Source organism: Aestuariimicrobium sp. T2.26MG-19.2B (assembly GCF_950101875.1).
GTDB lineage: Bacteria > Actinomycetota > Actinomycetes > Propionibacteriales > Propionibacteriaceae > Aestuariimicrobium > Aestuariimicrobium kwangyangense.
On record NZ_CATNLW010000001.1, the window covers coordinates 1973588 to 1996662 of the forward strand.

Genomic DNA, 23075 nt, shown 5'->3' on the forward strand with positions numbered 1-23075 from the left:
CGATTCATCGGGTGCGACCCTGACCGGGCCATGATCCAGACCCCCGGTCGCTGGCGCCCGGGCCGCACCCGTGTGAGTCTTGAAGCATCATGACCACGCTGCAGCCATCCCAGGACGCGCGACCCCCGTCGCTCGAGCCGAGCGCAGCGCCCCGACCCGCCGATCCGGTCGAGCCGGGCACCTCCGTCACGCCGGCCCCGGACGAACGTCCCGCGCTGAGGCGCGCCGGCGAAGGGGCGTGGGTGGCCGGGGTGGCGCAGGGAATCGCCACGCATCTGGGGTGGCCGCCGCTGCTCGTGCGGGCCGGATTCGTCGCGATGGCCATGTTCAACTTCCTGGGTGTACTGGTCTACGGGGTGCTGTGGGTCGTGCTGCCGGGCCCGCGCGATGCGGCTGAGGCTCCGGGACTCCAGGCCGCTTCCCGCACCGGCAAGCGCCCCCGCCGGCAGGTCACCTCCCGCGACTTCGGGGTGGTCAGCGCGCTGGTGGTGGGCGGAGTGGGCGTGGCCTGGCTCACCCAGCTCTTCGGGCTGGGACTGCCCCAGCAGATCTTCTGGCCCACCGCCATCGCTGCGGCAGGACTGGCCCTCATCTGGCGGCAGGCGGATGACACCACCGTCGCCGACGACCATCGCACCAGCAAGTGGCTTCGTCCGCTCGTCTCCGGCGGTGGGTGGGCTGTCTGGACGAGGATCGCGCTCGGGGTGGGCATGCTCGGCACCGCCTTCACGATCGTCGTGGGCAACCAGATCGGTTTCGCCAACCTGCCCACCATCCTGTTGCTGAACCTGCTGGTCGTCGCCGGGGTCGGGCTGGTCTCCGCGCCTTGGATCTACCGCGCGCGGCGACGGATGAACGAGGCCACCGAGCAGCGGCTCCTCGCCGATGCCAGGGCCGACATGGCCGCCCATCTGCATGACTCGGTCCTGCAGACCCTCGCTCTCATCCAGCGTCAGTCCACCGATGCACAGGCGGTGGCCAGCCTCGCCCGCCGCCAGGAGCGCGAGCTGCGCGGTTGGTTGTACGGAAGCGCCGACGGCGCTGACGAGACCCATCTGAAGGCGGCACTCGTCCGCGCTGCCCAGGAGGTCGAGGACGAGCGCGGGGTGCCCGTGGAGGTGGTCTGCGTCGGCGACATCGACCTGACCAGCGACCTCTCGGCGATGGTGCAGGCTGCACGTGAGGCGATCATGAATGCGGCCAAGCACTCGGGTGCTGCCAAGATCGACGTGTACGCCGAGGTCGAACCCGAGCAGGTCGAGGTCTTCGTGCGGGATCGGGGCAAGGGATTCGCCATCGACGAGGTGGCCGACGACCGGCAGGGCGTGCGCAACTCGATCATCGCCCGCATGGAACGACACGGGGGCAGGGCGACGATTCGCTCAGCGCCCCGCGAGGGAACCGACATCAGACTGGAGATGAAGCCATGACGCAGACGCCCGACCTACCCGCCCACCCGAACCCTGGTCCGCGACCGGAGGCTGTGACCGGACCCGTACCGGTGGTGCTGGTCGACGACCACGCCATGTTCCGGGCCGGGGTGCGGCACGAGTTGACCCGATACCCGGCCCAGGTGCGGGTCGTCGGTGAGGGGGAGGACGTCGAGACCTCCGTGAAGGCGATCCGGGCCACCCGTCCCACTGTCGTGCTGCTCGACGTGCACCTGCCCGGCGGCGGCGGCGCCGAGGTGATCCGCCAGTGTGAGCAGTTGTCGATCCAGGCCGGCGAGGATCCGCTGACGCGCCCCAAGTTCCTGGCGCTGTCCGTCTCGGACGCGGCCGAGGACGTGATCGGCGTGATCCGTGCCGGTGCCCGCGGCTACGTCACCAAGTCGATCGAGTCGGACGACCTGGTCGAGGCGATCGGCCGGGTGGCCACCGGCGACGCGGTGTTCTCGCCCCGTCTGGCGGGCTTCGTGCTGGATGCCTTCTCGGGTGCGATCGACATCGCCAGCATCGACGAGGATCTCGACCGGCTCTCGCAGCGCGAGCGTGAGGTCATGAAGCTGATCGCCCGTGGCTACGCCTACAAGGAGGTCGCCCGGGAGTTGTTCATCTCGATCAAGACCGTCGAGACCCACGTGTCGAGCGTGCTGCGCAAACTGCAGTTGTCGAACCGACACCAGTTGACCAAGTGGGCCACCGACCGCAAGCTGGTCTGACCAAGGCCGGCAGGTACGCCCCCGGACAAGAAGCAGCCCCCGGACAGAACCAGCCCCGAGACAGAACCAGTCCCGAGACAGAACCAGTCCCGAGACAAGGAACAGCCCCCGCCAACGGCGGGGGCTGTTCGTGTAGAGGAGCGAAATGCCGATCAGACAGCGCGTCCGGTGCGACGCGAGATGAAGCCCCAGATGACCAGGACGATCAGCGCACCCACGATGGCCATGAGCCAGGTGTAGATGCTCCAGAAGGAGCTGATCGGCTTGTTGAACAGTGCCGACCCGATGAACCCGCCGAGGATGGCCCCGACGACACCGAGCAGCAGAGTGATGAGCCATCCGCCGCCCTGACGGCCCGGCATGATGGCCTTGGCGATGGCGCCTGCAATGAGGCCCAGAATGATCCAACCGATGATTCCCATGCGTTCATTCAAGCATCAAACGATCGGACTGCTGCCGAATTCGGGGATTGTTCAGGTGATCTTCACATTTTCACCCCTAGGGGTGGCCGCCGCCGACCCTGTTGGTGACCATGCCGCGAGGCCCAAGAAACGACGTTTCAGAACGTTGGTGCTTCGCCGGAGGTTGAGCTCAGTGTTCCGCGACGGGTGCGTCAGAAGAGGGGCCGCCAGGGCGACAGGAGGTACTCGGTGAACTTCGCCGTCACGCTGCGACGACGCCATTCGTCCTTGGTGAGTTCGACGCAGTTGGTCAGGTCGACGCGGTAGACCTCCTCGAGTTGTGCCGCCACCTCGGGGCTGACGATCTCGGCGTTCACCTCGTAGTTGCCAAGCATGCTCATCCGGTCGAGGTTGGCCGTGCCGATGGTCGACCACACGGAGTCGATGACAGCGGTCTTCGCATGCACCATGGCCCCTTGGTAGAGGAACAGGCGGATGCCCTTCGTCAACAGGTCGTCGTAGAACCCGCGCGAGAGCCAGTCGGCGACCACATGGTTCGACTGGGCGGGCACGATGATGCGCACGTCGGCGCCCCGCTGGCACGCGGCGTGCAGGGCGGCGACCAGGTCGTCGTCGGGGATGAGGTAGGCGTGGGTCAACCAGACGCGCTCGTTGGCCCGGTCGATCGCTTCCAGGTACATGTTGCGGATGGGGTAGACCGCCATGCTGGGGCTGTTCCGGTGGATCTGCACCGGCCCCTCCCACACGCGCTCGCGAGGTGACTCGAGTTCGGGGGTACGGCGGTGGATCCCGAACATCCCTGCCGGGCCGGAGTTCCAGTAGTCGACGAAGGCGTTCTCGATCTCCGCCACGCTCGGGCCGACCACGCGGGCGTGGGTGTCACGCCACCGGTCGGCGTAGAGCGAGCCGATGTTGTAGCCGCCGATGAACGCGATCGCCGAGTCGACCACCAGGAGTTTGCGGTGGTCGCGACCGCCGTTGCGGGGGCGGGGGACCAACCCACCGATGAGCGGGTGACGACCCAGGTGGATCTCGGGCGGCAGTCGGTAGAACGAGGGCTTCACGACCAGGTTCGCGAACCGGTCGTAGACGACGTACACGTCGACCCCGCGGCGGGAGGCTCGGATCAGGCCGTCCTTGAACTTCTGACCCACCTCGTCGCCCTTCCAGATGAAGGTCTCGAAGTAGATGGTGTGCTCGGCCTGGTCGATGGCCGCCAGCATGTCGGCGTAGACGTCCTCGCCGTAGGTGTACACGGTGATCTCGTCGTCCTCGGCCTCGACGGCGTGGGGCGGGGTGGTCGGGAACCGGTGCGGCTTGCGATGACGACGTCTGATGCTCTCCGCAACGCTCAGCCCGACCATGGTTGCCACCTGGGCGCCCACGGTGATGCCGGTCACCCAGTTGACGACTGATCTGGTTCGCATCCACCACGACATGCCCCTCAGCGTAGGGGACGACGACCGCCACCGGTTGGGAGGACAACTAGGCTTGGACAGCCATGTCTGACCAGTTGCCCGACCTGTTCTCGTTCCTCGACACCGAACCCGGCCCCGCCGAACGCGCGCCGCTGCCCACCTTCGTCGACGACAGTGTCGAGCCACCGTCCAAGCCGCGCGGCAGTCGCGGTCCCAAACCCGAGGAACTGCTCGACGGGCTGAACACCCCCCAACGCGAGGCGGTGCTGCACGAGGGCTCGCCGGTGCTGGTGGTGGCAGGCGCGGGCTCGGGCAAGACGCGGGTACTGACGCGCCGCATCGCCTGGCTGGTGAGCCAGCGTGACGTGCACCCCGGCTCGATCCTGGCCATCACCTTCACCAACAAGGCGGCCGCCGAGATGCGCGCCAGGGTGGTCGACCTGGTGGGTGGTCGGGCCAAGCTGATGTGGGTCTCGACCTTCCACTCGGCGTGCGTACGGATCCTTCGGGCCGAGATCGACAAGTTCGGGTACAAGCGCACCTTCTCGATCTACGACGACACCGACTCGAAGCGACTGATGTCGCTGGTGTTGCGCGACCTGGACCTCGACCCCAAGAAGTACCCGGTGCGCTCGGTGATGAACTGGGTCTCGAACCGCAAGAACGACCTGGTCGACTTCGAGCGGGCCATCCGCGACTTCGGAGGCTCGAACGAGCAGGTCTTCGCCGAGATCTACGGGGAGTACCAGCGAAGGCTGAAGGCGGCAGAGGCGTTGGACTTCGACGACCTGATCATGACGACGGTGCACCTGTTCCAGGCGTTCCCCGAGGTCAGGGAGCAGTACCGCAGGCGGTTCCGGCATGTGCTCGTGGATGAGTACCAGGACACCAACCAGGCCCAGTACCAGCTGATCCGCCAACTGTGTGGGGTGCTGTCGGACGATGAGATGGCTGGGTTCGATGCGGTCGCGACCGAGCCCGCGGAACTGATGGTGGTGGGCGACTCCGACCAGTCGATCTACGCCTTCCGGGGTGCGACGATCCGCAACATCCTCGACTTCGACTCCGATTTCCCCGGCGCCCGGACCATCTTGTTGGAGCAGAACTACCGCTCGACCCAGAACGTGCTGACAGCGGCCAACGCGGTCATCCGCAACAACTCCGGTCGTCCCGACAAGCAACTGTGGTCGCAGGCCGGTGAGGGTGACTTGGTGGTCGGCTACGTCGCCGACACCGAGCACGACGAGGCGAACTTCATCGCCAACGAGATCGATGCCCTGTCGGACGCGGGCACCACGCGCTACGGCGACACCGCGATCTTCTATCGCACCAATGCCCAGTCCCGGGCGTTCGAGGAGGTGTTCATCCGCACCGGCATTCCCTACCGCATCGTGGGAGGGGTGAGGTTCTACGAGCGCCGCGAGATCCGTGACGCCATCGCGTACCTGCGCGCCATCGCCAACCCGGCCGACGACGTCTCGGTTCGGCGCATCCTCAACGTGCCCAAGCGAGGCATCGGTGACAAGGCCGAACAGGCTGTCGAGGCGCTCGCCGTCAGCGAGCGGATCCCCTTCGGGCAGGCGCTGGACAGGGTCGATGAGATCACCGAGCTCGCCACCAGGTCACGCACCCAGCTGCGGGAGTTCGCGGCGATGATGGCGCGCCACCGGGCCATGGTCGACCAGCGGGTTCCCGCGAACGAGATCCTCACCTCGATCCTGAAGGAGTCGGGGTACCTGCAGGAGCTGGAGCACTCGTCCGACCCGCAGGACCAGACCCGGCTGGAGAACCTGGTCGAGCTGGTCGCGGTCGCCCAGGAGTTCGTGGTCAAGGTGAACGCCCTCGACATCACCGATCTGGACGAGGACGACCTGGACGCGCTGGATGAGGGGGAGCAGATCACCGGGCTGGCCGCCGGCATGCCCGAGGCCGACGATTCTCTCGCCGCCTTCCTGGAGCGTACGGCCCTGGTCGCGGACTCGGACTCCATCCCTGACGACGGGAGCGGGGCGGGAGTGGTGACCCTGATGACCCTGCACACGGCCAAGGGGCTCGAGTTCGACACGGTCTTCCTGACCGGCCTGGAGGACGGCATCTTCCCGCACATGCGCGCGTTGGTCGACCCGTCCGAGCTGGCCGAGGAGCGACGGCTCGCCTACGTGGGCATCACCCGGGCCCGCAAGCGCCTGTACCTCTCCCGAGCTGCCGTCCGGACGGCGTGGGGCGCACCTGCCTACAACCCTCCGTCGCGCTTCCTCGACGAGATCCCCGCGCACCTGCTCGACTGGCGACGCACCGGGGCGGCGCTGACCTCGTGGGCCGCCCAGTCCGCGACGCGCACCAGGCAGGCCCGTCAGGCAACGTCATGGTCGGGAACGTCCGGTTCGTCCGGCGGTGTGTCGTTCGGGAACGGACGCGGGGTGCTCCCCGCCTCGGCCAAGCCGAAGGCCGAGCTCGTGGTGAAGCCCGGCGACCGGGTGCTGCACACGGTCTTCGGGATGGGCACGGTGGTGGCGACCAGTGGGTCGGGGGACCAGGCGCGAGCCGACGTGAACTTCGGTTCGGGTGGCGTGAAGCGCTTCATGCTGAAGCACGCCCCGATGGAGAAGCTCTGACGGGAGCTCCAGCAAGCTCAGATGCCCACGCCGATGGCCCGCAGGAAGGCCAGCGGGTTGCCGGTGCTGTACACGTCTCCGGGGGTCGTGCCGGCGGGGTAGTACTCGAAGTGCAGGTGGCAGCCGAAGGAGCGTCCGGTGTTGCCCACGTAGCCGATCAGCTGGCCCGCCTTGACGACCTGTCCCTGTGCGACCGCATGGCGGGACAGGTGGGCGTAGAGGGTCGAGGTGCCGTTGGCGTGGTTGAGCACGAGCGAGTAGCCGGCCCAGCCGCCCACCGAGGTGCCGACGACACCGGTGCTTGCCGCGTAGACGGGGGTCCCGCAGGCGGCGACGAAGTCCTGGCCCGTGTGGTACCTGGCCCACGACCCGGTCGCGCCGAACCCTGCACCCATGTGGAAGGTGCCGGCCTTGAGCGGCAACGATCCGCCACCCGAACTGGTGAGGATCGAGAGGTCGACCGGTCCGGTGGTGGACCCGCCCGAGGACTTCAACAGCGCAGCCGCCTTGACCTTCTCCTGCTTGATGCGACCGGCCTCCTTCTTGACCTTGGCCACATCGGCGTCCATCAACTGCTGCAACTGCTTCTGCTGGGCTGCGGCCTGGGCCGACGTCACGTCGGCGTTGGTCTCGCCCAGTTCGACGGAACGGCTGGAGTTGGTGGTGTTGTTCAGCTCGGCACTGAGCTGGGCCCGCACGCTGTTGCGGTTCACCGTGGTGCCGCGCTGTTCGAAGGCCTTCAGGGCGCCCTGGTCCTGGGCTGCCGGCTTGTTCAGTCGGGCCTCGATCGCCTGCTGCTCGGCCGACAAGGTCTTGTCGATCGGCTTGGCCGAGGAGGTGTCGGGCGCATTGCGGTCGACCATGGACGAGGTCTGGTCCTGCTTCGACGCTGACGCGGAGGCGGCCGTGACGACGCCGACGGCGACGCCCAGACTGAGGCTGGCGGCGACCAGGCCGGTCACGAGCGGGCGAACGACCGAGCGGGGCCCGCGATCGGCCTCGAACTCAACGACCGGGGCGACGCGTGCGCGCAGGGTGCGTGTGTTGCGCAGGTTGCGCACTGCCTCGCTGTTGGTCACCTGGGGTTCCTCCACTGGGTCGACATCCTCGGACAGCTTAAGGACTTCTCAGGATTCTGCCAAATTCTCTCAGGAACTGTGGACAACTGTTGGCAACCACGGCCCTCGGGCTGGGCATGGGGCCTCGCCGCTGTTGGTAGGCTCGCTGCGGAGTCGCACCCCTGACGGGCGGCCCCGGATCAGGACGTCAGGCACAACTTCAGGGAAGAAGCGCGGGAGTGGACCTCTTCGAATACCAGGCCAGAGACATGTTCGAGGCGCACGGCGTTCCGGTGTTGCGCGGCATCGTGGCCGAGTCGCCGGAGCAGGCCCAACTGGCCGCCGAACAACTCGGCACCCCGGTGGTCGTGGTCAAGGCCCAGGTCAAGACCGGCGGACGGGGCAAGGCCGGTGGTGTGAAGCTGGCGCGCTCGCCCCAGGAGGCGGCCGAACACGCCCGGGCGATCCTGGGCAGTGACATCAACGGTCACACGGTGCACCAGGTGATGGTCACCGAGGGCGCCGACATCGCCGTCGAGTACTACTTCTCGCTCCTGCTCGACCGCGCCAACCGTCGCTATCTGGCCATGTGCTCCGCCCAGGGTGGTGTCGACATCGAGACCCTCGCCAAGGAGCACCCGGAGGCGCTGGCGAAGGTGCCGGTCGACCCCCGGGTCGGCATCGACGACGACAAGGCCGGCGAGATCCTCGAGCAGGCCGGCTTCGCCGTCAGGGACGCCGTGGTGATCGCACCGGTGCTGAAGAAGCTCTGGGAGGTCTACCAGGCCGAGGACGCCACCCTGGTGGAGGTCAACCCGCTGGTGAAGACCGGCGCCGGGCGCATCATCGCCCTCGACGGCAAGGTCAGCCTCGACGAGAACGCCAACTTCAGGCACCCCCAGCACGAGGCACTGGCCGATGACGCGGGCACCGACCCGCTCGAGATGAGGGCCAAGGAGAAGGGGCTCAACTACGTCAAGCTTGACGGCTCCGTGGGCGTCATCGGCAACGGTGCCGGCCTGGTGATGAGCACCCTTGACGTGGTGGCGAATGCCGGTGCCGACCTCCCCGGTGCCCCCCGTCCCGCGAACTTCCTCGACATCGGTGGCGGAGCCTCCGCGCAGGTGATGGCCAACGGGCTGGGCATCATCCTCGCCGACCCCCAGGTCAAGAGTGTCTTCGTCAACGTCTTCGGCGGCATCACCGCCTGCAATGAGGTCGCGAACGGCATCGTCCACGCCATGAAGATGCTGGGCGAGGTGGCCTCGAAGCCGCTCGTCGTCCGTCTGGACGGCAACGCCGTCGAGGTCGGGCGCGAGATCCTGCGGGAGTTCGCGCACCCGCTGGTGACGGTCGTCGACACGATGGACGCCGCGGCCCGCAAGGCCGCGGAACTGGCCGCGGACACGGCAACGACCGACCCGGGCCAGTCGGACACCCCCACAGCAACCATCCCGCGCGCGGACGCCGCGACCAGCCAGGAGGCCTGAGCATGTCGATCCTGCTCACCAGCAAGTCCAAGATCATCGTCCAGGGCATGACCGGCTCCGAGGGTCGCAAGCACACCCAGCGCATGATCATGTCGGGGTCGCGCATCGTCGGCGGGGTGACCCCCGGCAAGGGAGGCCAGTCCATCCGTTTCGAGGAGGACGGGGTCAATGTCTATGACTCGGTGCACGAGGCGAAGGAAGCCACCGACGCCAACGTGAGCGTGATCTTCGTGCCGGCCGCCCACACCAAGAAGGCCGTGCTCGAGGCCATCGACGCCAAGATGGAACTGGTCGTCTGCATCACCGAAGGAGTGCCGGTCGGCGACACCGCCGAGTTCTTCGCGGCCGCCCAGGAATCAGGCACCACCCGGCTGATCGGCCCCAACTGCCCCGGCGTGATCTCACCCGGCAAGTCGAACGCCGGCATCATCCCGGCCAACATCTCGGGCCCGGGGCCGGTCGGACTGGTCTCGAAGTCGGGCACCCTGACCTACCAGATGATGTACGAACTGCGCGATCACGGTTTTTCCACAGCTGTCGGCATCGGTGGTGACCCCATCGTCGGCACCACCCACATCGACTGCCTGCGCGCCTTCCAGGACGACCCCGAGACCGAGGCGATCGTGATGATCGGTGAGATCGGTGGTGACGCCGAGGAGCGTGCGGCGGAGTTCATCCGCCAGTACGTCACCAAGCCGGTGGTCGGCTACGTCGCGGGCTTCACCGCGCCCGAGGGCCGGACGATGGGGCACGCGGGCGCGATCGTGTCGGGCTCCGCGGGCACGGCCCAGGCCAAGAAGGAGGCCTTGGAGGCGGCCGGCGTCCAGGTGGGTCGAACCCCCTCGGAGACCGCCGCGCTGATGCGGGAGATCCTGGGTCAGCGTCGACGCTGACGCAGTCACTTCGTCAACGTGGAGCGCTGACCTGCCCGTGCGTTGAGCTGCAGCCAGGAGTCGGCCGGGTAGTCGTACGACGGGGCCACCTTCGAGAGGGTGTAGGTGACCCGGTCGTTGGCCGACGAGACGCCCACGCGGAACAGCACGGTGGCGTTCCCCCCGGTCTTCTGTTCCACGAGCCAGACCTTGCCCGACACCTTGGCGCGGTCCTGGCCGGTGATGGTGAAGGTGCGCGACGACTTGATGGTGGCGGTGCCTCCACGCTTGGCACAGCCGTCGATGTTGCCCGTCAGCTTGGTCGCGAAGGCCGTGGCCCCAGCGGGGTCGGCGAAGGTGTACTGCACCTCGTCGATACCGAACTGGTCGGGCGCGGCGTCGTCCTGACTGAGCAGGTACGAACGCTGTTCGCGCTTGGACGGCCCGGCGGCCGTGGCCAGGGTCAGGTTCTCGCAGCCGGACCCGACCGAGGTGACCTTGGCGACCTCGGTGGCGTTCCAGCGACCCTGCCCCGCCGTGAGCCGGGGGAGGTCGGACTCCGCCAACCAGCCGAGGACGGGTGTTGCCGGGATGGCCGTCACCTGGGCCTTCGGAGTGGCTGGGGCCGTGCCCCGGCTGGCGGTGGCCAGTCGTCCGAGGGTGGGCGCCGTGGCATCCAGCAGTTTCTGGGTGTCGAGCTTGGACGCGTTGTTGGCGCCGTCGACCATGGTCACGCTCACCCCGGTGCGCGCGATGATGACCGTGTGGTACTGCAGGGGATTGTCCTGGAAGGCCACGGTGACCGAGAACGACTCGTCGGCCGCCTGGGTGATCGCATCGGCCGACGACAGGAACGCCGGCACGTCGTTGCAGGCGGCCAGGGCTGCGAAGTCGATCGCGTAGGCCTTCTTGGCCGACGCCTCGTCGGCGTACGCGTCGATGCGCTGCAGCAGTGCGGTCTGGCTGGCCGAGGTGCTGACCAGACCCCGCTGACGGGTGATCACCGGGTTGGGCAGGCCCTGCCTGTTCGACATGCAGGTGATGCCGGGGGCGGTGGCCGGGATCGTCTCGAGGGTCTCCGCTGCCCGCCAACCCTGCGCTCCGAGCGACCGGGTGGCTTCGTCGGCGGTGATCATCATCTCGCTGGTGAGCGCACCCGAGGTCTTCGCCGAGGAGAGCGCCGGTGAACCGGACGCGCTCGCGGTGACGGTGCTCGACGTGGTGGGGCTCTGGGTCAGTTCCCGCACCCCCCAGAACACTCCTCCGGCCACCGCCACGGCGGCGACCGCGGCGACCACCTTCATGCCCCGGCGCCGCGAGTGGCGGCGACCCGCCACCAGTTCGTCATGGTGGCCGGGGGCGGGTTCCGCGTGGGCGGGGGTCGACCCGGGCGACTCGTGCCCGCGGGAGCGGGCCGATTCGGACCCCGTGATGCCCGGACGTGAGCTCACGGCCTCGTCCGCCAGATGGGGCCGGTGGGAGATGCTGCCGACTGCGGTGGCCGGGACGCCACCGTCCGGCTGGGCCGGACCAGGTTCGGCCAGACTCGCCTGGGAGGGGCTGGCGGCATCTGCGACCTGCGGGTCGGCGCTGTCGGTCGGTGGCATGGGGGGAGGCACCGTTCCGGGCCGCATGAAAGCGGCATGGTGATGGGGCACGGCGGGGGCCGCACTCACGGCGACGTCACCCGCCAGGTCGTCCGGGGATTCCTCGCGGGTGCGGCGTCCGCCGCGGGCCGGAGCCGCTGAGGTATCGTCGGGCGCGCCGTGGTCGCCATCGGCGTCCACGGCTTCGGCACCCCGCCGGGGTACGAATGGTGGGTGGTCGGTCACTCGGTCACCTCGGCTCATGTCTGGGGGCGCGGGGTGGCCCCGCGCATCACCTGACGAGTTTACCTGAGCAATACTCAGGATCCGATTTCGCAGGAAAGGTGGTCGTCGGTGGCATCGTCCGACAACAGGCGCCGCACCCGCAAGCAGCGTGGCTTCGACGTCGAGGTGGACGGAGGGCGCGCCACCGACGAGCGGCCTGCAGTGACGCTGTGGTGGCCGCTGGCCAGCGTGGGCGCGGGGATGGTCTCGGCCCTCGCCCTGTGGCTGGTGGTGACCGGCATCGTGGTCGCCGGTTGGACCGCGACCCCCGACATCGCACTGTCGAGCGCGTTGCGCACCTCGACCCGGTTCTGGCTGCTCGGCTACTTCGCCCCGGCGACCCTGGCCGATGTCACGGTCACCCTGACCCCACTGGGGTTGTCCCTCGTCATGGCGGTGGTCACCGCGTGGCTCGGTGGGTGGGCTGCCGGGGTGGCCCGTCGGGCCGCGGACGAGGAACTCTCCCAGCGCGAGCGCGGTCGCATCGTCGCCCGCACAGCGGGTCTGTTCACCCTCTCGCACGTGGTGATGGTGATGGTCGCCAGCTTCGCCGTGGCCAGTGGTGAGCACACCGCCCGTGCGCTGATCGGATCGGTCCTGCTCGCCGGCGGGTCGGCCGTCCTGGGAGCGGGGCGCGCCTGCGAGTGGCATCCCCTGCTCGACCTGCCGATGTGGGCCCGAGCCGTTCCGCGCGCGGTGGGGGTTGCCATGCTCACCATGGTGGGTTGCGGGGCTGCGGCGCTGTTCGTCCAGCTCGTGCGCAGACGTCACGAGGTCGAAGCCCTGCACCTCGCGCTCGGGGCAGGTGCGGTCGGAGGGGTGCTCGTGCTGCTGCTGCAACTGATGTGGCTGCCCAATCTTGTCGTCTGGATGTCGGCCTGGGCGCTGGGGGCCGGGTTCAGCCTCGGCGACGGATCGACCGTCAGTCCCGCCGCCAACCAGACCGGACTGCTGCCCGGTGTCCCGGTTCTGGCTGCGGTGCCCGCGTCGGGCCCGGGCCCGGGGGTGACGTGGTGGTGGTTGGCATCAGGAGTGCTCGCGGGGGCGCTGGCCGCGCTGGTGATCCTTCGCGCCCGACCTCGCGCCAGATTCGACGAGACGGCCCTGGTGGGCGGGCTCGCCGGCGTGCTCGCGGGCGTGGGCCTGGTCGCGCTGGGCTGGTTGTCGATGGGCGACCTGGGCAGCGATCGGCTGACGGGTCTGGGCCCGAGGCTGACCCCTCTGTTCGTGATGTCACCCACGCTCATGGGCCTCGCGGGAGTGCTGACCGGGTTCGCCGTGGGCCTGCTGCGACGGCCCCGGGCCGAGGCCGAACGCATTCCGGTCGAGCACGACCAGGTCGACCCGGCCCGATAGGGTGGCGCGGTGACCTGTCGTGTGGTGGTGCTCGTTTCGGGCAGCGGAACGCTGCTGCAGAGCCTGCTCGACCACACCGCGGCCCGTGAGGACGTGGCGGTGGTCGCCGTCGGTTCCGATCGTGACCACATCGAGGGTCTGGCGCGAGCCGAACGTGCCGGCGTGCCCACCTTCGTCCACCCCTATGCCAAGGGCAGGGACAGGGCCGCGTGGGACGAGGAACTCACCCGGCTCGTCGACGCCCACCACCCCGACCTGGTGGTCAGCGCGGGGTTCATGAAACTGGTCGGCGTCGCCTTCCTGGCCCGCTTCGGTGGGCGGACGATCAACACCCACCCGGCGCTGTTGCCCAGCTTCCCGGGCATGCACGGCGTCCGCGACGCCCTGGCCCACGGTGTGAAGCTGGCCGGGGCCACCGTCTTCATGGTCGATCCGGGCGTCGACACCGGGACCATCCTCGCCCAGGGAGCCGTGCCGGTGCTGCCCGACGACACGGTCGAGAGCCTGCACGAACGCATCAAGGTCGTGGAGCGCGACCTGTTGGTGCAGGTGGTCGACGAGTTCGCCGCCGCCCACGCCACCCGGTCAGGGGCCATCCAGCCCACCCCCAGTACGCCGCCCACCCCCACCAGCCAAGGCAGCAGCCAACAGGAGAACTGATGAACGATCGCCTTCCCATCAAGCGAGCCCTCGTCTCGGTCTACGACAAGACCGGGCTGACCGATCTGGGGGCCGCCCTGGCGGCAGCCGGCGTCGAGATCGTGTCGACGGGTTCGACGGCCAAGACCCTGGAGGCAGCCGGTGTGGCGGTCACCCCCGTGGAGGCGGTGACGGGCTTCCCCGAATGCCTCGACGGCCGGGTCAAGACCCTGCACCCCATGGTGCACGCCGGCATCCTCGCGGACCGTCGTCTGGAGAGTCATCGACAGCAACTGGACGACCTCGGCGTCGCCCCCTTCGACCTGGTCGTGGTCAACCTTTACCCGTTCACACAGACGGTCGCCTCCGGGGCCACCCCTGACGAATGCGTGGAGCAGATCGACATCGGCGGGCCCTCGATGGTGCGTGCCGCCGCCAAGAACCATCCGAGCGTTGCGATCGTCACCTCACCCGCACGCTATTCGCAGGTGGCAGAGGCCCTCTCGGAGGGCGGGTTCACCTACCAGGAGCGCAAGGTGCTGGCCGCCCAGGCCTTCCAGCACACTGCCGAGTACGACATCGCGGTGGCCTCCTGGATGGGATCGGTGCTGACCGACTCGTCCGAGGGTGACGGCTTCCCGGCCTTCATCGGTGGGGCGTGGCACAAGCTCGGCACCCTGCGCTACGGCGAGAACGCCCACCAGGGCGCCGCGCTCTACTCCTACCCGGCCGGCCCCGCGGGCATCACCCAGGCCCAGCAGTTGCACGGCAAGGAGATGAGCTACAACAACTACACCGACGGTGACGCCGCCTACCGTGCCGCGTACGACTTCGAGGCGCCGGCGGTGGCGATCATCAAGCACGCCAACCCCTGCGGCATTGCCGTCGGTGCCGACGTCGCCGAAGCGCACCGCAAGGCTCACGCGTGCGATCCCGTCTCGGCCTTCGGTGGGGTGATCGCCACCAACCGGCCGGTCTCGGTCGAGATGGCCAAGCAGGTCGCAGAGGTGTTCACCGAGGTGATCATCGCCCCCGCCTACGAGGAGGGTGCCGTCGAGGTGCTGCAGGGCAAGAAGAACGTGCGCATCCTGGTGGCACCCCCGTACACCCATCGTCAGCGTCAACTCCACCCCATCTCGGGGGGTGCGCTGCTGCAGCAGCCCGACCGGATCGACGCCCCCGGTGATGCGGTCGAGAACTGGCAGTTGGTCGCCGGCGAGGCGGCCGACGAGGCCACACTTTCCGACCTCGAGTTCGCCTGGCGGGCCTGCCGGGCCGTGAAGTCGAATGCCATCCTGTTGGCCAGCGGCGGCGCCTCGGTCGGTGTGGGCATGGGTCAGGTGAACCGGGTCGACTCCTGCAAGCTGGCCGTTGAGCGCGCCGGGGACCGCGCCCCGGGCTCGGTCGCTGCCTCCGATGCGTTCTTCCCCTTCCCGGACGGGCCCCAGATCCTGCTCGACGCCGGGGTGAAGGCGATCGTGCAGCCCGGTGGGTCGATGCGCGACGAGCAGACCATCGCGGCCGCCAAGGCAGCCGGGGTCAGCATGTACTTCACCGGTACCCGCCACTTCTTCCACTGAGGGCGGGCGATGGACGATCCCGAGATGGATGCGCCGAGCGATCGCGGCCCCAGCGCTCCGGATCCCGGACCGGGTGAGAGCTCGACCGGACAGAGGGCATCCAGTGGACGGAGAGGCCGGGAGCAGGGAGCGGAGGAGCGCCGTCGTTTCCGGCTGGCGGCCGCCGCGTCGGCGCGCGGGGTCAACCAATGGCCGCTGCTGGCCGTGCTGGGCTGCCTCGCGGTCGCCTTCGGCGTCGTGGCGACCGGTCACTGGCGCAAGGGTGCGTTCGCCGTCGGTTGCGCGGTGCTGTTCGCCGGCTTGCTGCGCGCGGTCCTGCCCGCCAAGACGGTGGGGCTGCTGGCCGTGAGGGCGCGTTGGTTCGACACCCTTCTGCTGGTACTCAGTGGAGGAGCGATGTTGGTGCTCACCATGCTGGTCCCGCCCTCGCCCCCGCGCTGAGCGAGCCGGCCTGAGCCGTCACCCCGCCACGCGACCCGTCCGTCGACCCGATAGGGTCGTTCCTGACCGTCGGCCTCGTCCGATCCAGGAACGGACCTGACAGACGAGCCGCCGCACACATCCGTTCCGTGGAAAGAGGACGACATCGTGACCACCACTCCCGTCAAGGTTGCAGTCACCGGCGCCGCCGGCCAGATCTGCTACAGCCTGCTGTTCCGCATCGCCAGCGGAGCGCTGCTCGGCCCCGACGTACCCGTGGAGCTTCGCCTGCTCGAGATCACCCCAGCCCTGAAGGCGCTCGAGGGCGTCGTCATGGAACTCGACGACTGTGCCTTCGGCAACGTCGCCGGCATCGAGATCGGCGACGACCCCAAGAAGGTCTTCGAGGGCGTCAACCTGGCCATGTTGGTCGGCGCCATGCCTCGCAAGGCGGGTATGGAGCGTTCCGACCTGCTGAGCGCCAACGGGGCCATCTTCACCGCCCAGGGCAAGGCCCTCAACGAGGTGGCCGCCGATGACGTCAAGGTGCTGGTGACCGGCAACCCGGCCAACACCAACGCCCTGATCGCCATGACGAACGCCCCCGACATCCCGCAGCGCCGGTTCAACGCGCTCACCCGCCTCGACCACAACCGGGCGAAGGCACAGCTGGCGCGCAAGCTGTCGGTCGGCACTGACGACATCTTGCACATGACCATCTGGGGCAACCACTCCTCGACCCAGTACCCCGACCTGTTCAACACCCTGGTCAACGGCACCAGCGCCGCCGACCAGGTCAACGACCAGTCGTGGATCGAGAAGGAGTTCATCCCCACCGTCTCGAAGCGGGGAGCAGCCATCATCGAGGCTCGTGGACTGTCGTCGGCCGCGTCGGCGGCCAACGCCACCGTCGAGCACATGCGCGACTGGGTACTGGGCACCCCTGAGGGCGACTGGGTGTCGATGTCGGTTCCCTCCGACGGCTCCTACGGCGTTCCCGAGGGCTTGATCAGCTCGTTCCCGTGCATCGTCACCGGCGGGGAGTACCAGATCGTCCAGGGGCTCGACGTCAACGAGTTCAGCCGCTCGCGGATCGACGCCTCGGTGGCCGAACTCGTCGAGGAGCGCGACGCCGTGAAGGGTCTGGGGCTGATCTGAGTCCAACGATGGTGCGGGCCTGATCCGAGCCCTGCCCGTTCGGGTCAGGCCGTCAGGACCCGGTGGGGTCCGGCCTGGACTGTCGGGCTTTTTGGGGACTCTCGGTCGCTGGGGACTGTCGGGCCGGCCGGATAGGTTGGGGGCATGCGCCTCCACCTGATCCGGCACGGTCGCACAGCGGCCAACGTGCACCACCTGCTCGACACCGCCACGCCCGGGCACGACCTCGACGACGAGGGTCGTGCCCAGGCGGCGGTGCTGGTCGAGAAGCTGGGCCATCGTCCGATCGAGGCGATCTACGTCTCGCCGATCGCGCGCACTCAGCAGACGGCGGCCCCGCTGGCCGACGCGCTCGGCCTGACTCCCGTGGTGCTCGATGGTCTGGCTGAGATCAAAGCCGGCGACCTGGAGATGTGGCCGGGCTTCGGGCAGTACATGCAGGTGATCGCGGCCTGGGCCACGGGCGACCTCAGCGCCACCCGGCCCGGCGGCGAGGACGGAACCACCTTCATCTCCCGCTTCGACGAGGCCATCGCCACCATCGTCGCCTCCGGCCACCACGAGGCCGTGGCCGTCAGTCATGCCGCGGCACTGGGCACCTGGTTGGCGGCAAGGGCGGGCGGACCGGTGGCAGGTGACGGGTCGGAGCGCAGGCTCGGCAACACCTCGATCATCACCCTGGACGGGGACGGTGACCAGGGGTGGACCATCGTCGAGTGGGACGATGGCGCCTCCTTCTTCCAGGAGGGGTTCCAGCCCGGCCGCACGCTGTTGACCCGCAGCCAGACCCGTGAACTGGCACCCGAGTGGTCGTACGTGTTGGGCCGCCTGCAGCAGGTGTTCCGGTTCCCCGACTTCCCGACAGCGGCCACCTTCGTGGGTCGAGCCGCCGAGTTCGCCGGGGTCGTCGACCACCACCCCGAACTGAGCCTTCGTTTCGACAGGGTGCACGTCGGCGTCGGCAGCCACGACTGCGGTGGGGTCACCCACCGTGACACGGCCATGGCGAACCGCCTGCTGGCCATCGCCACCGAACTGGGCGGCACCACCGTCCCCGAGAAGCTGGAGGAGTGGGAGATCGCCATCGACACCATGGACGCCGACGCGATCCGTCCGTTCTGGCAGGCCGCGACGGGGCACGACGAGATCGACGGAAGCCTGGTCGACCCATTACGGCTCGGGCCATCGATCTGGTTCCAGCAGCTGGACGAACCGCGCCCCGTGCGCAACCGCATTCACGTCGACCTCACGGTGGCCGCCGACGAGGCCCCCGCCCGGGTCGAGGCGGTCGTGGCCGCGGGCGGTCGAGTGGTCGGCGGGCGGGCACCGACATTCACGATCCTTGCCGATGCCGACGGCAACGAGGTGTGCATCTGCACCGAACTCGGCCGTGACTGACGAGACGAGGCCCCGTCCGGCTTGCGGACGGGGCCTCGCCATTCACACCGGGTCGACCCAGGAGGGGGGTCGGGGTCGTCCCGGTGGGTCGGGGGTTGTCTTCATCAGTGGGCGATGGCCCCCTCGGCGCCGGCTCCGGTCATGGAGCGGACCTCCATCTCGGCCTGCTTGTCGAGGTTGGGTTGCTCCTTCGACAGCAGCGTTCCCAGGATGCCGAGGAGGAATCCGAGCGGCACCGACACGATGGCCGGGTTGTCGAGCGGGAACCAGGCGAAGTCGGCATCGGGGAACATCGACGTGGGGGCACCCGACACGGCCGGTGAGAAGACGATGAGCACCAGTGCGCTCACCAGCCCGCCGTAGATCGACCACAGCGATCCCTGGGTGTTGAATCTGCGCCAGTACAGCGAGAACAGGATCGAGGGAAGGTTGGCGGACGCCGCCACGGCGAAGGCCAGCGAGACCAGGAAGGCGATGTTCTGGCTCTTCGCGGCGATACCGCCGATGATGGCCAGCACTCCGATCACGATCACCGTGTAGCGGGCCACGCGCACCTCGGTCGCGCCGTCGGCGAGGCCACGCTTGATCACCGAGTTGTAGATGTCATGGGCGAACGATGCCGAGGCGGTGATCGCCAACCCGGCCACGACGGCAAGGATGGTGGCGAAGGCCACTCCGGAGATCAGTGCCAGGAAGACGGTGCCACCCACGCCCTGCCCCGGCAACCAGAACGCCAGTGCGGGCGCTGCCGCGTTGGCCTTGCCGGGCAGTTCGCCGATCGTCTTCGCCCCCACGAGCCATGAGGCGCCGTAGCCCAGCACGAACGTGAACAGGTAGAAGGCCCCGATCAGACCGATCGCCCACGAGACGGAACGGCGGGCCTCCTTGGCCGTGGGCACGGTGTAGAAGCGCATCAGCACGTGCGGCAGACCCGCGGTGCCGAAGACGAGGGCGATCGACAGCGACACGAACGCCAACTTCGAGGTGGACGACTTGCCGTACTTGTGCATGGGCACCGACAGGTCGACTGCCGTCCCGGAGTCGGCGGCGGACTTGTCGTTGGCAAGCCCGATCAGGTGCGAGAGGTTGAACCCGGACTTGCCCAACACCCACACGGTCATGATGGCTGCGCCCGAGATCAGCAGGATCGCCTTGATCATCTGCACCCAGGTGGTGCCCTTCATGCCACCGATCAGCACGTAGGCGATCATCAGCACGCCCACGACGACGATCACCAGGTCCTGCATGAGGGGAGAGGTGACTCCGAGCAGCAGCGACACCAGGCCGCCGGCGCCGGCCATCTGGGCAAGCAGGTAGAAGAACGAGACGGCCAGGGTCGAGATGGCGGCCGCCATGCGCACCGGTCGCTGGCGCACCCGGAAACTGAGCACGTCGGCCATCGTGTAGCGGCCGGTGTTGCGCAGTGGTTCGGCAACCAGCAGCAGCGCCACGAGCCACGCCACCAGGAAGCCGATCGAGTAGAGCAGACCGTCATAGCCCGACAGGGCGACCGCACCGACGATGCCCAGGAAGGATGCCGCCGACAGGTAGTCACCCGCGATGGCCAGACCGTTCTGGCGTCCCGAGAACTGGGCGCCGCCGGTGTAGAAGTCCGAGGCCTTCTTGCGACCTCCTCGGGAGACCCGGATGACGATGGTGAGGGTGACCACCACGAACACGGCGAAGATGGCGATGTTGAGTGCGGAATTGCCGAGCTTGACGCCCTCGAGGGGGGTCAGCAACAGGGGAGTGGGAACAGGCATCAGATGCGCCCTTCCAGGTCGGCACGCAGCTTGGCCGCGATCGGGTCGAGGTTGCGGTTGGCGTGGCGGATGTAGAGCCAGGTGATCGTGAACGTGCTCACGAACTGGAGCAGTCCAAGAATGATGCCGAGGTTGACCAGTCCGAACACCTTGGTGTTCATGAAGTCGACGGCATAGGTGCTCAGCAAGACGTAGAGGAAGTACCAGACCAGGAATGCGATCGACAAGGGGAACGCGAACCGACGGAAACGGGAGCGCAATTCACCGAATTCTGCCGACTGCTGCACCTCGTGGAAGGCCGCCGCCCCGCGGGTCTGGTCGGGTTCGATGGGTGGTGAGGGGTTGGTTGGAGTCGACATGGAGCTCCTCAGGCCTTGGGTCACAGGACCACGTGGCCGCCGTGGGCCTCGTTGCCCAGGACGGGACGAACCTCAGCGTTCGTCGCGCCCACCCTAGGCCAGCGGTTGCATACCCCGGGTACCACACGCCGCCACCTTCAGCTGAAGATGCGTCCCCACCTGTGTCAGCGGAAATGCCTACCGGGAGGTGCTCACCGGAAGATGCCTCACCGGAAGATGCCTCACCGGAAGATGACGGTGCGGACCCCGTCGAGGAAGACCCTTCGCTCCGCGAACAGCTGGACCGCGCTGGTCAGGGTGCGTGACTCCTCGTCCTGACCGATGGCCACCAGCTGGGCCACGGTTCGGGTGTGGTCCACGCGGACGACGTTCTGCTCGATGATCGGACCCTCGTCCAGGTCTGAGGTGACGAAGTGTGCGGTGGCCCCGATCAGCTTCACCCCCCGCGCGTGCGCCTGCCGATAGGGATTGGCGCCCTTGAAGCCGGGGAGGAAGGAATGGTGGATGTTGATGGCCCGACCACCCAGGAAGGCGCACAGTTCGGGAGAGAGGATCTGCATGTAACGAGCCAGCACCACCAACTCGATGTCATCGGCCTCGACGAGTTCTCGGACCCTGCCCTCGAACGCGGCCTTGGTCTCGGCGGTGACGGTGTGCGCCTCGAACGGGACACCGTAGAACCCGGCCAGGTCGGCAAGATCCCCGTGGTTGGCCAGCACCCGCGGCACCTCGATCGGCAACTGCCCCGAACGCTCCCGTGCGAGCAGGTCGTTGACGCAGTGGGCGGCCCTGGTGGCCAGCACGAGGGTACGCAGTTTCCGCCCGCGCTCCACGACCTCGAACTCGGCCGCGAACTGCTCGGCCACGGGGCGCATCCGGTCCTCGAACTCCGCGCCGTCGAGCGCCGTCTCGACCTCAAGGCGCAGGAAGAAGTGGCCGGTGTCGGTGCTCGAGAACTGCTGGAGCTCGGTGATGTTGCCGGACGCCGCCACGCACGCACCCGAGACGGCGTGCACGATCCCGGGGCGGTCGACGCACGAGAAGGTGAGCACCCAGTGGTGCAGGGCATCGGTCTGTGGCATGGCGCCCACTCTAGGGCGAGGCGACCCTGCCGACTCCTGTCCCCGAACCGTGGGCGCCGGGCGTCGGGCCGGCGGCCTCACACACTGAACGTGGGGTCGTCCTGGTCGACGTCCACGACGACGCGCCCGGCGCGGATGAGCACCCGGGAGGGACGATGGTCGACGACGGCGGAGCTGAGGGTCTCGCCCTCGACGAGCACCAGGTCGGCCTCGTCCCCGATCTCGAGTCCCGGGGTGCCGACCAGCGGGTCGACCCGTGCCAAGCTCGGGTCGATCACCTGTCGTCCGCCGACCGTGGCGGTGAAGGCCGCGGCACGCAGTTCCTCGTCGGTCTTCAGGTTGTGCTGCCAGCACAGTTGGAACAGCCGGTTCCAGTGGTCACCGTCGCCGTAGGGCGACCAGTAGTCGCGCATGCCGTCCTCGCCCAGACCGACGCGCACGCCCTCCGCGAGCAACCTGCGGTAGGGAAGCGGGCGGGACCCGCGCGGCGCCACGGTGGCGATGGCCACGTCGAGCTCGACCAGCTGGGCGAACAGCCGGTCCTCGACCTCGGGGCTGTTCGTGCCCAGGGCCATGGCGTGCGAGATCGTCACCTGACCCTGCATGCCGAGTGCTCGGGTGCGTTCGAAGATGAGGTCCCACGAGAACGCGCCCATGGTGCCGGTCTCGTGGACGTGCAGGTCCACGGGCTTGCCGTATCTCTCGGCAAGCCCGAAGACGACGTCGAGGTGACCCTTGGGGTCGCGGTCGACCGCGCAGGGATCGATGCCGCCGACGACGTCGACCAGTCCCTGCCGCAGTGCGTCGTCGAGCAGTGACTCGGTGCCCGGGTCGATCATGATCCCCGACTGTGGGAAGGCCATCACGGTCACATCGGCCAGGGCGGAGTGGTGCTCCTTGGCCGCCAGCACGCCCTCGAGCCTCTCGAGCCCCGCATGGGTGTCGATCTGCGCATAGGAACGCACCTTCGTGGTGCCACGCGAGATCATCCGTCCCAGCATGGCGGTGGCCTTGACAGCGATCGGGGCGTCCTGCCGCCAGCCCTGCCGGTCGGCCTCGATGTGACCCATCAGACTGGGCGGCGCGGTGTGGGGGCGGAAGGGCAGGCCCCACCGGGTGGAGCACAGGTGCACATGCACATCGGCGAACGAGGGGAGCGCGATCCGGCCGCGGCCGTCGATTCGTTCCCCGATCTCGCCCACCGCCTGGTCGTTCGGGGGAGGCACGACTCGTCCGTCCTCGAAGTACAGATCGGTGGCCGGGCCACCCCAGGGACGCACGTCTTGCAGCACGGTGAGGGTCATGCAGGCACCCTACGAGGTGGAGGCCTGAGCGTCCTCCTTCGCTCATCCGTCCGACCGTGAGGCCCCGCCCGGTCGCGTCGGAGCCATCCGATAGCGTGGAACTCGAACA

The 23075-nt window shown here is 68.4% G+C and carries 18 protein-coding genes and 1 pseudogene; 11 read left to right on the forward strand and 8 right to left on the reverse strand.

Annotated features, from left to right (window positions below; genetic code table 11):
- Positions 1 to 89: 89 nt before the first annotated feature.
- Both QQZ11_RS08760 and QQZ11_RS08765 read left to right on the forward strand, forming a co-directional pair.
- The gene (locus tag QQZ11_RS08760; protein WP_284549891.1) at positions 90 to 1430 is read left to right on the forward strand and encodes an ATP-binding protein; all 1341 of its coding nucleotides are present in this window, start codon (positions 90 to 92) and stop codon (positions 1428 to 1430) included.
- Complete coding sequence (locus QQZ11_RS08765) at positions 1427 to 2161, forward strand: LuxR C-terminal-related transcriptional regulator (protein ID WP_284549892.1); 735 nt, start codon at positions 1427 to 1429, stop codon at positions 2159 to 2161. The genes QQZ11_RS08760 and QQZ11_RS08765 overlap by 4 nt, the downstream gene beginning before the upstream one ends.
- Before the next feature lie 152 nt (positions 2162 to 2313).
- Here QQZ11_RS08765 and QQZ11_RS08770 read toward each other — a convergent pair whose 3' ends face one another.
- Complete coding sequence (locus tag QQZ11_RS08770; protein WP_022910762.1) at positions 2314 to 2583, reverse strand: GlsB/YeaQ/YmgE family stress response membrane protein; 270 nt, start codon at positions 2581 to 2583, stop codon at positions 2314 to 2316.
- A 191-nt stretch (positions 2584 to 2774) separates the two neighbouring features.
- Positions 2775 to 4022: a phospholipase D-like domain-containing protein gene (locus QQZ11_RS08775; protein WP_284549893.1), complete on the reverse strand. Its 1248-nt coding sequence runs from the start codon at positions 4020 to 4022 to the stop codon at positions 2775 to 2777.
- Between the two features lie 62 nt (positions 4023 to 4084).
- On the opposite strand from QQZ11_RS08775, the gene QQZ11_RS08780 reads away from it, so the two are divergent.
- Complete coding sequence (locus QQZ11_RS08780; protein ID WP_284549894.1) at positions 4085 to 6616, forward strand: UvrD-helicase domain-containing protein; 2532 nt, start codon at positions 4085 to 4087, stop codon at positions 6614 to 6616.
- A gap of 17 nt (positions 6617 to 6633) precedes the next feature.
- Here QQZ11_RS08780 and QQZ11_RS08785 read toward each other — a convergent pair whose 3' ends face one another.
- Positions 6634 to 7695 carry a M23 family metallopeptidase gene (locus QQZ11_RS08785; protein ID WP_284549896.1) on the reverse strand — a complete coding sequence of 354 codons (1062 nt, stop codon included), beginning with the start codon at positions 7693 to 7695 and terminating at the stop codon, positions 6634 to 6636.
- A 218-nt stretch (positions 7696 to 7913) separates the two neighbouring features.
- On the opposite strand from QQZ11_RS08785, the pseudogene sucC reads away from it, so the two are divergent.
- Both sucC and sucD read left to right on the forward strand, forming a co-directional pair.
- A pseudogene (gene sucC, locus QQZ11_RS08790) lies at positions 7914 to 9086 on the forward strand (ADP-forming succinate--CoA ligase subunit beta); the annotation flags it as partial.
- Positions 9087 to 9166: 80 nt separating this feature from the next.
- The gene (sucD, locus tag QQZ11_RS08795; protein WP_284549898.1) at positions 9167 to 10057 is read left to right on the forward strand and encodes a succinate--CoA ligase subunit alpha; all 891 of its coding nucleotides are present in this window, start codon (positions 9167 to 9169) and stop codon (positions 10055 to 10057) included.
- A 5-nt stretch (positions 10058 to 10062) separates the two neighbouring features.
- On the opposite strand, the gene QQZ11_RS08800 is transcribed toward sucD, so the two are convergent.
- Positions 10063 to 11643 carry a hypothetical protein gene (locus QQZ11_RS08800; protein ID WP_284549900.1) on the reverse strand — a complete coding sequence of 527 codons (1581 nt, stop codon included), beginning with the start codon at positions 11641 to 11643 and terminating at the stop codon, positions 10063 to 10065.
- Between the two features lie 333 nt (positions 11644 to 11976).
- On the opposite strand from QQZ11_RS08800, the gene QQZ11_RS08805 reads away from it, so the two are divergent.
- The 6 genes from QQZ11_RS08805 (at position 11977) to QQZ11_RS08830 (ending at position 18458) form a co-directional block, all read left to right on the forward strand.
- The gene (locus tag QQZ11_RS08805) at positions 11977 to 13263 is read left to right on the forward strand and encodes a cell division protein PerM (protein WP_284549901.1); all 1287 of its coding nucleotides are present in this window, start codon (positions 11977 to 11979) and stop codon (positions 13261 to 13263) included.
- Positions 13264 to 13272: 9 nt separating this feature from the next.
- Positions 13273 to 13923, forward strand: a complete 651-nt coding sequence (purN, locus tag QQZ11_RS08810) for a phosphoribosylglycinamide formyltransferase (protein ID WP_284549902.1) — start codon at positions 13273 to 13275, stop codon at positions 13921 to 13923.
- Complete coding sequence (gene purH, locus QQZ11_RS08815) at positions 13923 to 15482, forward strand: bifunctional phosphoribosylaminoimidazolecarboxamide formyltransferase/IMP cyclohydrolase (RefSeq protein WP_284549903.1); 1560 nt, start codon at positions 13923 to 13925, stop codon at positions 15480 to 15482. Before purN ends, purH begins: the two co-directional genes overlap by 1 nt.
- Before the next feature lie 9 nt (positions 15483 to 15491).
- Positions 15492 to 15923, forward strand: a complete 432-nt coding sequence (locus QQZ11_RS08820; RefSeq protein ID WP_284549905.1) for a DUF3017 domain-containing protein — start codon at positions 15492 to 15494, stop codon at positions 15921 to 15923.
- 147 nt (positions 15924 to 16070) lie between these two features.
- Positions 16071 to 17060: a malate dehydrogenase gene (locus QQZ11_RS08825; RefSeq protein ID WP_284549907.1), complete on the forward strand. Its 990-nt coding sequence runs from the start codon at positions 16071 to 16073 to the stop codon at positions 17058 to 17060.
- A 144-nt stretch (positions 17061 to 17204) separates the two neighbouring features.
- Positions 17205 to 18458 (forward strand): histidine phosphatase family protein, encoded by a 1254-nt coding sequence (locus QQZ11_RS08830; RefSeq protein ID WP_284549909.1) that lies wholly within the window; start codon positions 17205 to 17207, stop codon positions 18456 to 18458.
- A gap of 104 nt (positions 18459 to 18562) precedes the next feature.
- Here the strand turns inward: QQZ11_RS08830 and QQZ11_RS08835 are convergent, their stop codons facing one another.
- The 4 genes from QQZ11_RS08835 to QQZ11_RS08850 all read right to left on the reverse strand — a co-directional run bounded on the left by QQZ11_RS08835 (position 18563) and on the right by QQZ11_RS08850 (position 22966).
- Positions 18563 to 20221, reverse strand: a complete 1659-nt coding sequence (locus QQZ11_RS08835; protein ID WP_284549911.1) for a solute symporter family protein — start codon at positions 20219 to 20221, stop codon at positions 18563 to 18565.
- The gene (locus QQZ11_RS08840; protein WP_022910775.1) at positions 20221 to 20580 is read right to left on the reverse strand and encodes a DUF485 domain-containing protein; all 360 of its coding nucleotides are present in this window, start codon (positions 20578 to 20580) and stop codon (positions 20221 to 20223) included. The genes QQZ11_RS08835 and QQZ11_RS08840 overlap by 1 nt, the downstream gene beginning before the upstream one ends.
- A 221-nt stretch (positions 20581 to 20801) precedes the next feature.
- Positions 20802 to 21662, reverse strand: a complete 861-nt coding sequence (locus QQZ11_RS08845; protein WP_284549913.1) for a formyltetrahydrofolate deformylase — start codon at positions 21660 to 21662, stop codon at positions 20802 to 20804.
- Between the two features lie 77 nt (positions 21663 to 21739).
- Positions 21740 to 22966: an amidohydrolase family protein gene (locus QQZ11_RS08850; RefSeq protein WP_284549914.1), complete on the reverse strand. Its 1227-nt coding sequence runs from the start codon at positions 22964 to 22966 to the stop codon at positions 21740 to 21742.
- Positions 22967 to 23075: the final 109 nt, after the last annotated feature.

Coding starts and splice junctions, on each gene's coding strand:
- QQZ11_RS08760 (WP_284549891.1), top strand. CDS start 90: ATGACCACGCTGCAGCCATCCCAGGACGCGCGACCCCCGTCGCTCGAG.
- QQZ11_RS08765 (WP_284549892.1), top strand. CDS start 1,427: ATGACGCAGACGCCCGACCTACCCGCCCACCCGAACCCTGGTCCGCGA.
- QQZ11_RS08770 (WP_022910762.1), bottom strand. CDS start 2,583: ATGGGAATCATCGGTTGGATCATTCTGGGCCTCATTGCAGGCGCCATC.
- QQZ11_RS08775 (WP_284549893.1), bottom strand. CDS start 4,022: ATGTCGTGGTGGATGCGAACCAGATCAGTCGTCAACTGGGTGACCGGC.
- QQZ11_RS08780 (WP_284549894.1), top strand. CDS start 4,085: ATGTCTGACCAGTTGCCCGACCTGTTCTCGTTCCTCGACACCGAACCC.
- sucD (WP_284549898.1), top strand. CDS start 9,167: ATGTCGATCCTGCTCACCAGCAAGTCCAAGATCATCGTCCAGGGCATG.
- QQZ11_RS08800 (WP_284549900.1), bottom strand. CDS start 11,643: ATGCCACCGACCGACAGCGCCGACCCGCAGGTCGCAGATGCCGCCAGC.
- purH (WP_284549903.1), top strand. CDS start 13,923: ATGAACGATCGCCTTCCCATCAAGCGAGCCCTCGTCTCGGTCTACGAC.
- QQZ11_RS08820 (WP_284549905.1), top strand. CDS start 15,492: ATGGACGATCCCGAGATGGATGCGCCGAGCGATCGCGGCCCCAGCGCT.
- QQZ11_RS08830 (WP_284549909.1), top strand. CDS start 17,205: ATGCGCCTCCACCTGATCCGGCACGGTCGCACAGCGGCCAACGTGCAC.
- QQZ11_RS08835 (WP_284549911.1), bottom strand. CDS start 20,221: ATGCCTGTTCCCACTCCCCTGTTGCTGACCCCCCTCGAGGGCGTCAAG.
- QQZ11_RS08840 (WP_022910775.1), bottom strand. CDS start 20,580: ATGTCGACTCCAACCAACCCCTCACCACCCATCGAACCCGACCAGACC.
- QQZ11_RS08845 (WP_284549913.1), bottom strand. CDS start 21,662: ATGCCACAGACCGATGCCCTGCACCACTGGGTGCTCACCTTCTCGTGC.
- QQZ11_RS08850 (WP_284549914.1), bottom strand. CDS start 22,966: ATGACCCTCACCGTGCTGCAAGACGTGCGTCCCTGGGGTGGCCCGGCC.